General features: G+C 71.2%; 5 protein-coding genes. 2 read left to right on the forward strand and 3 right to left on the reverse strand.

The annotated features are described in order from the left end of the window. Positions 1 to 6 precede the first annotated feature (6 nt). The 3 genes from ACWGDE_RS35540 to ACWGDE_RS35550 all read right to left on the reverse strand — a co-directional run bounded on the left by ACWGDE_RS35540 (position 7) and on the right by ACWGDE_RS35550 (position 3,886). The gene (locus ACWGDE_RS35540) at positions 7 to 906 is read right to left on the reverse strand and encodes a geranyl diphosphate 2-C-methyltransferase (RefSeq protein WP_453393199.1); all 900 of its coding nucleotides are present in this window, start codon (positions 904 to 906) and stop codon (positions 7 to 9) included. 2 nt (positions 907 to 908) lie between these two features. Further along, positions 909 to 2,327 (reverse strand): family 2 encapsulin nanocompartment cargo protein terpene cyclase, encoded by a 1,419-nt coding sequence (locus ACWGDE_RS35545; protein WP_453393200.1) that lies wholly within the window; start codon positions 2,325 to 2,327, stop codon positions 909 to 911. Between the two features lie 146 nt (positions 2,328 to 2,473). Then, positions 2,474 to 3,886, reverse strand: coding sequence for a family 2B encapsulin nanocompartment shell protein (locus ACWGDE_RS35550; RefSeq protein WP_453393201.1), 1,413 nt, complete (start codon positions 3,884 to 3,886; stop codon positions 2,474 to 2,476). 461 nt (positions 3,887 to 4,347) lie between these two features. Between ACWGDE_RS35550 and ACWGDE_RS35555 the strand changes: the two genes are divergently transcribed. Both ACWGDE_RS35555 and ACWGDE_RS35560 read left to right on the forward strand, forming a co-directional pair. Next, on the forward strand, positions 4,348 to 5,094 hold the full coding sequence (locus ACWGDE_RS35555) for a VOC family protein (RefSeq protein ID WP_453393202.1): 747 nt from the start codon (positions 4,348 to 4,350) through the stop codon (positions 5,092 to 5,094). 60 nt (positions 5,095 to 5,154) lie between these two features. Further along, positions 5,155 to 5,599 (forward strand): class I SAM-dependent methyltransferase (locus ACWGDE_RS35560; protein WP_453393203.1); only part of this gene is annotated, 445 nt, incomplete at its 3' end.

The raw sequence follows: 5,599 nt of genomic DNA on the forward strand, positions 1-5,599 counted from the left end.
GGGACGTCAGACCCGGTCGGCCGCGATCAGGAGGTACTGGAAGGAACCGTCCTTGTAGGAGTTGATGAACGCCTCTTCGATGCCGGTGACCAGCGAGGACGTGGCCCGCAGCTCCCAGTAGGGCAGGGTCTCGGGGGTCAGGTCGATGACGGCCTGCGGGACGAGACGGTTGTCGGCCATGGCGCGCAGGTACTCGCGACGGGAGTGGATGTTGCACTCGAAGTGCGCGTTGATCTGGGAGACCCACTTCGAGGGCTGGCCGTAACGCGGGTTCCAGCAGCCGGTGATGGTCACGTAGCGGCCGCCGACCTGGAGGATCCGGGAGTGCTCCGCGAAGAGGTCGTGCAGGTCGACGTACATGCTCGACTCGTTGTTCCACGAGGCCGCGGCCCGGCCGGTCTCGAACGGCGTGCCGAGCATGTTGCAGACGCGGGCGCGGACGTGGTCCTCGATGCCGAGGTCACGGGCGCGCTGGTTGGCGAAGTCGGCCTGCTTGGCCGACAGGGTGACGCCCTCGACCTTGCATCCGAAGCGCTGGTGGGCCATGACCATCGAACCGCCGCGGCCGCAGCCGGCGTCCACGAGCGTGTCCTCGCGTCCGATGGGGCCGAGGTGGTCCAGGAGGAGTTCGGCCTGCGCCGACTCCAGCCGGTGCAGCTCGGCGACCAGCTTCTTCTCGGACTCGCTGTCGTCGGCGTCACCGAGGGCGGAGTGGTCCACGTCGCCGATGCCGTAGTGGTGGTGGTAGAGCCCGTCCACGTCACCGAGCCGCAGGTTCACGGGCCGGGCTTCGTTGTTCCAGTAACGGGCGATGTCCCCCTGATAGGGCGTCGCCGGACCGGGGATGATCACGGAGGGGGTGGTGGTGACGGTGTTGAGATCGGTGCTGGTCACGAATAAGTCCATCCTTACCAGAAGTCGGGCAGGCTGTAGCGATAGGTGTTGGTCATGTGCCAGTAGTGGTTGCCGTCGACCCACACCGCCACGCCCCGCAGGAAGCGCAGCACGCTCGGGACGGGGCAGGCGACGGCAAGGGCCGCGGCCGCGGCTTCGAACTCGTGCATGAGGTCGTTGTGGACCTCCACCGCCTTCAGGTAGCCCTCCTGGTCGGAGGTCCGCTCGCGTTCGGCGATCACCACGGGCAGGTTCAAATGCCGGCCGGGGCCGGCGAGTTCCTTGGTGTAGGAGTAGAGGTCGTTGACGATCGTGGTGGCGTTGCCCGCGAGCGCGATGACCCGCTGCATATCGGGCTGGGCGTGCAGGTCCGCCGGCAGTTCGTAGCCGCCGACGGTGTCCGTGATGGTGGGGCAGGGGCGGAAGTTGTTGAACTGGCGCATCGCCAGGTACTCCCAGACCTCCGGCACGTACTCCGTCTGGGCCCAGGCCGCTTCGGCGAGGTACCCCAGGTGCAGCCGGGCCATGTCGTGCCGGAACCGGTCGGCCTGGGAGGCGCTCGCCGCACCGGTGAAGTACTCCATGGCGGAGCGGTAGGCGCGCCGGGGCGCGTCCGAGTGGAGCGACCGGGCCCACTCCGGCTGGTACTCCTTCGTCGTGTGAAGGGGATCGAGAGCGGTGTGCGCCAGCAGCAGGCGTCCGCCGAGACCGATGGGCGAGCCGCCGTGGTCCTCGCAGTAGCAGTCGTCGACGGCGTTCTCGGCGACCATCAGCCGCGTGGCGAGCATCAGGTGATCGACGGTGGGCGCGTCCGGGTGGCAGGCCACCATGTAGCGGCCGATGTGGAATCCGTCGAACTGGTTCTCCCAGTCGTCGGGGAACAGGTCGACCTCGTCCACCGCCCATTCCTTGATCCTGCGGCTGACCTCCTCCACCCGGACCGGGTCGGGCTCCGGGACCGGGTGGTAGTAGAGGCCCGGGATCGCAATGCCCTCGGCCGGTGCCGCGGGTGCCGCCGGTTCCGGCAGGGCTTCGCTCCGGGCCCAGTGCAGGCCCTCCGTGCCCAGACCGTTGGGGCCGCGCAGGATCCGCCGCAGGGCGGGGCTCGGCCGGCTCACGGCCTCGGCCGCCTCACCGGCCCGCCCGGTGGCCGCGTCGACACCCGGTGCGCCACTGGGTGCGGGCACCTCCACGGGCACGGCCCTGGGAAAGGCGGGGCCGGTCGGCAGCCCGGGGCGTGGGACAGACGTTTCAGCAGGCGTCGGGAGGGACGACGGGGCGGGCGGCCGTACGGACGGCGGGCCGGGCAGACCGCCGGCCGCCTCGGTACGGGAGTGCGCGTGGGCCTGGGCGCTGCCGAGCACGTGAGCCCCGAAGTGGGCCGCAGCGCCGGGCAGGCTCGACTGCAGAGGGGAAGGCCCGGGATCGGGCATCCGTGGCTCCTTGGTGAGGTGGGTGGGCTGTCCCGGATCCCGGGCGCGCTCGGCCGGCCCGGTAAGGACCGGGCTGTCGGGACGGACGGTCCCGGCCGTCGCGACCGACCGGCCGTCCGGGCCGACCGGCAGGTCCGCCGGTCCGGCTAGTCGCTCCTGCGGGCGATCTGCACGTTCTCCAGTACGCCGAGCGCGTCGGGCACGAGGATGGCGGCGGAGTAGTAGGTGGTGACCAGGTAGGAGATGATCGACTTCTCGTCGATGCCCATGAACCGCACCGACAGGCCCGGCTCGTACTCCTCCGGCAGACCGGTCTGGCGCAGGCCGATGACACCCTGGTTGTCCTCGCCGGTTCGCATGGCGAGGATCGAGCTGGTGTTCTCCTTGCTGATGGGGATCTTGTTGCAGGGCAGGATCGGAACCCCCCGCCAGGCCGGGACCTGCTGCCCGCCGACGTCCACGTGGTCCGGGTAGAGCCCGCGGGCGTTCATCTCGCGCCCGATCGCCGCGATCGTCCGGGGGTGGGCGAGGAAGAGCTTGGTGCCGCGCCGGCGGCAGAGCAGCTCGTCCATGTCGTCCGGAGTGGGCGGGCCGGAGTGGGTCTGGATCCGCTGCTTGAAGGCGGCGTTGTGGAGCAGGCCGAACTCCCGGTTGTTGACCAGCTCGTGCTCCTGGCGCTCGCGCAACGCCTCGATGGTGAGCCTGAGTTGCTCCTCCGTCTGGTTCATCGGCCCGTTGTAGAGGTCGGCGACCCTGGTGTGGACCCGCAGGACGGTCTGCGCGATGGAGAGTTCGTACTCGCGCGGCTTGAGTTCGTAGTCGACGAAGGTGCCGGGCAGCTCGGCCTCGCCGGTGTGGCCGGCCGACATCGCGATCTCGGCCTCGCCGTGCTTGTTCTGCCGCTGCAGGGGAAGCGAGCTGAACTGCTCGATGTGGGACTGGAGGTGGGGGGCCGCGGCCAGGATGGCGGCGAAGTCGGCGCGGGAGAGCGTGAGCAGGGTGCCGGGGGTCTCGGCGGTGGCGGTGTAGTCCCACCTGGCATCGGCGTCCAGGAGGGCGTTCTCGCCGAAGCTGTCGCCGTCGGCGAGCACGGCCACCGTGACGTCGTCGCCGTACTTGCCGAGGGAGGTCTGGCTGATGCGGCCGTGCGCGATCAGGTGGATCTGCCCGGCGGGGGCACCGCGCTCGACCACCACCTCGCCCGCACGGAAGTCGCGCTGCACGCACCGCCCGGCGATCGCCGCCAGCACCTCCTCGTCCTCGAAACCGCGCAGCAGGGCCAGCTCGCCGAGCTCGCGGGGGATCACCTGGACGCGGGCGCCGTCCTGGACGAACTCGATGCGCCCGTCGCCGACGGTGTAGCTCAGCCGGCGGTTCACCCGGTAGGCGCCGCCCTTGGTCTCCACCCAGGGGAGCATCCGCAGCAGCCAGCGGGAGGTGATCTCCTGCATCTGCGGGGCGGACTTGGTCGTGGTGGCCAGGTTGCGGGCAGCCGCCGTAGCCAGGCTGGACTGCCGGGGGGGCTCCAGCTGGGCTTCCGGGCTGGTGTCAACGGTCATCGGGCGAGCTCTCCTTCTTAAGGGCGGTGATCGGCGTGCGTGCGTGGTCCGGCGTGCCGCGTGGATCGGCGTGCGTGCGCGTTCACGGTGCGGGAGGAAAAAGAGGGCGAATATCCGGAATCCGTCCAGATCCGGGGGAACAGTAACGGCCGGTACCTGCGGATGACCTTGAAAAACCGTTCACGTTGCTTCGATCCGGTGATCTTGTCCCGTACGGGGTTTGCCCGGGAAACCGACGACATCCGGACTGGTCGAGACCTGTCGTGTCCGCGGCGCGGCCGTCGGCGGGACGGGACCGGGAGGTGGGAGCCCCGGGGTGCGCCTCCCACGGCCTCTTCCGGCCATCTGTGCGGGCCGCGAGTACCGTGGGAGGGGGCCCGGGTCGCATCAGGCGAATGGGGTTGAAGCGCGTGTCGACATCAAGTCACGAGACGTTCGGAGCACCGTGCTGGGTCAGCCTCATGACCCGCGACCTCGGTGCCGCACAGGAGTTCTACGGAGCGGTGCTCGGCTGGCAGTTCCGCCCCGGCCGGCTCGGCGAGGGGTTCTCCGTCGGTTTCCTCGACGGGGTCCCGGTGGCCGGCCTCGGCGCCCTGGCCCAGGCGTTCTCGATCCCCGTGGCCTGGACCCCGTACTTCGCCGTGGACGACGCCGACGTCACGGCCGCGCGGATCCGCGAGCGCAGCGGAACCGTCGCCGTGGGCCCCCTGTCCTTCGGTACGGGGCGTGCGGCGCTCGCCGCCGACCGCGACGGGGCGACCTTCGGCATCTGGCAGGGCAGCGCCATACCCGACTGGGGTGTCGGCGGGGAGGCGGCGCCCGCCTGGCTGGAGCTTCGTACGAGGAACGCCTTCGACGCCGCGATCTTCTACGGCGAGGTCCTGGAGTGGGCCTGCGACCACGCGGGCTGCTGCGAGGTCGCGTACGTGGAGGAGGACGACCGCATCCTGCTGCGCCACGGGACCCGTACGGTGGCCCACCTGCGCGGCGGAGCGCTCGCCGAGGCCCCCGACCCGCACGTACGGCCCCGCTGGGACGTCCATTTCCGGGTCTCCGACCTCGAAACGTCCGTCAAGGCCGCCACGGCCCTGGGCGGCAGCACCGTCTTCGGCACGGACCCGGACCCCGTCACCGGCGAGATCACCCTGCGCGACCCCGACGGCGCCGTGTTCTCCGTCGTGGGCCCCGAGGGCCCCGGACCCTCCTGACCTCCCGTCGGCGGAGCAGCGGCCGGGGCGCCGTCCGGCGGGTTCGGGCATCGTGGAGGCATGGAGGAGCGACGGTTCGACACATGGGCGGCCGGGGATGCCTACGAGCGGTACATGGGCCGGTGGAGCCGTCCGCTCGCGGACGAGTTCGTGGCCTGGCTCGACCGCCCGGACGGGCTGCGGTGGCTGGACGTGGGCTGCGGTACGGCGGCCTTGACCGCGGCGGTGGCCGGCCGGTGCCGGCCCAGGACGGTGGTGGGGCTGGACCGGTCCGCCGGGTTCGTGGCGGCGGCCCGGGCCTCCGCTCCCGCACCGGCGCACTTCCTCGTCGCCGACGGGCTCGCCCTGCCGGTGCGCGACGCGGTGTGCGACGTGGCCGTCAGCGGGCTGGTGCTCAACTTCCTGCCGACGCCGAGCGCGGCGGTGGCCGAGGCGTACCGGGTCGTACGGCCGGGTGGGCTGGTCGCCGCGTACGTATGGGACTACGCCGAGGGCATGGCACTGC

This window comes from Streptomyces sp. NPDC054956, assembly GCF_053609185.1.

What these genes read in the sequence shown, in the direction of transcription:
- ACWGDE_RS35540 (WP_453393199.1), bottom strand. Translation starts at nt 906, where the DNA reads ATGGACTTATTCGTGACCAGCACCGATCTCAACACCGTCACCACCACC.
- ACWGDE_RS35545 (WP_453393200.1), bottom strand. Translation starts at nt 2,327, where the DNA reads ATGCCCGATCCCGGGCCTTCCCCTCTGCAGTCGAGCCTGCCCGGCGCT.
- ACWGDE_RS35555 (WP_453393202.1), top strand. Translation starts at nt 4,348, where the DNA reads ATGACCCGCGACCTCGGTGCCGCACAGGAGTTCTACGGAGCGGTGCTC.
- ACWGDE_RS35550 (WP_453393201.1), bottom strand. Translation starts at nt 3,886, where the DNA reads ATGACCGTTGACACCAGCCCGGAAGCCCAGCTGGAGCCCCCCCGGCAG.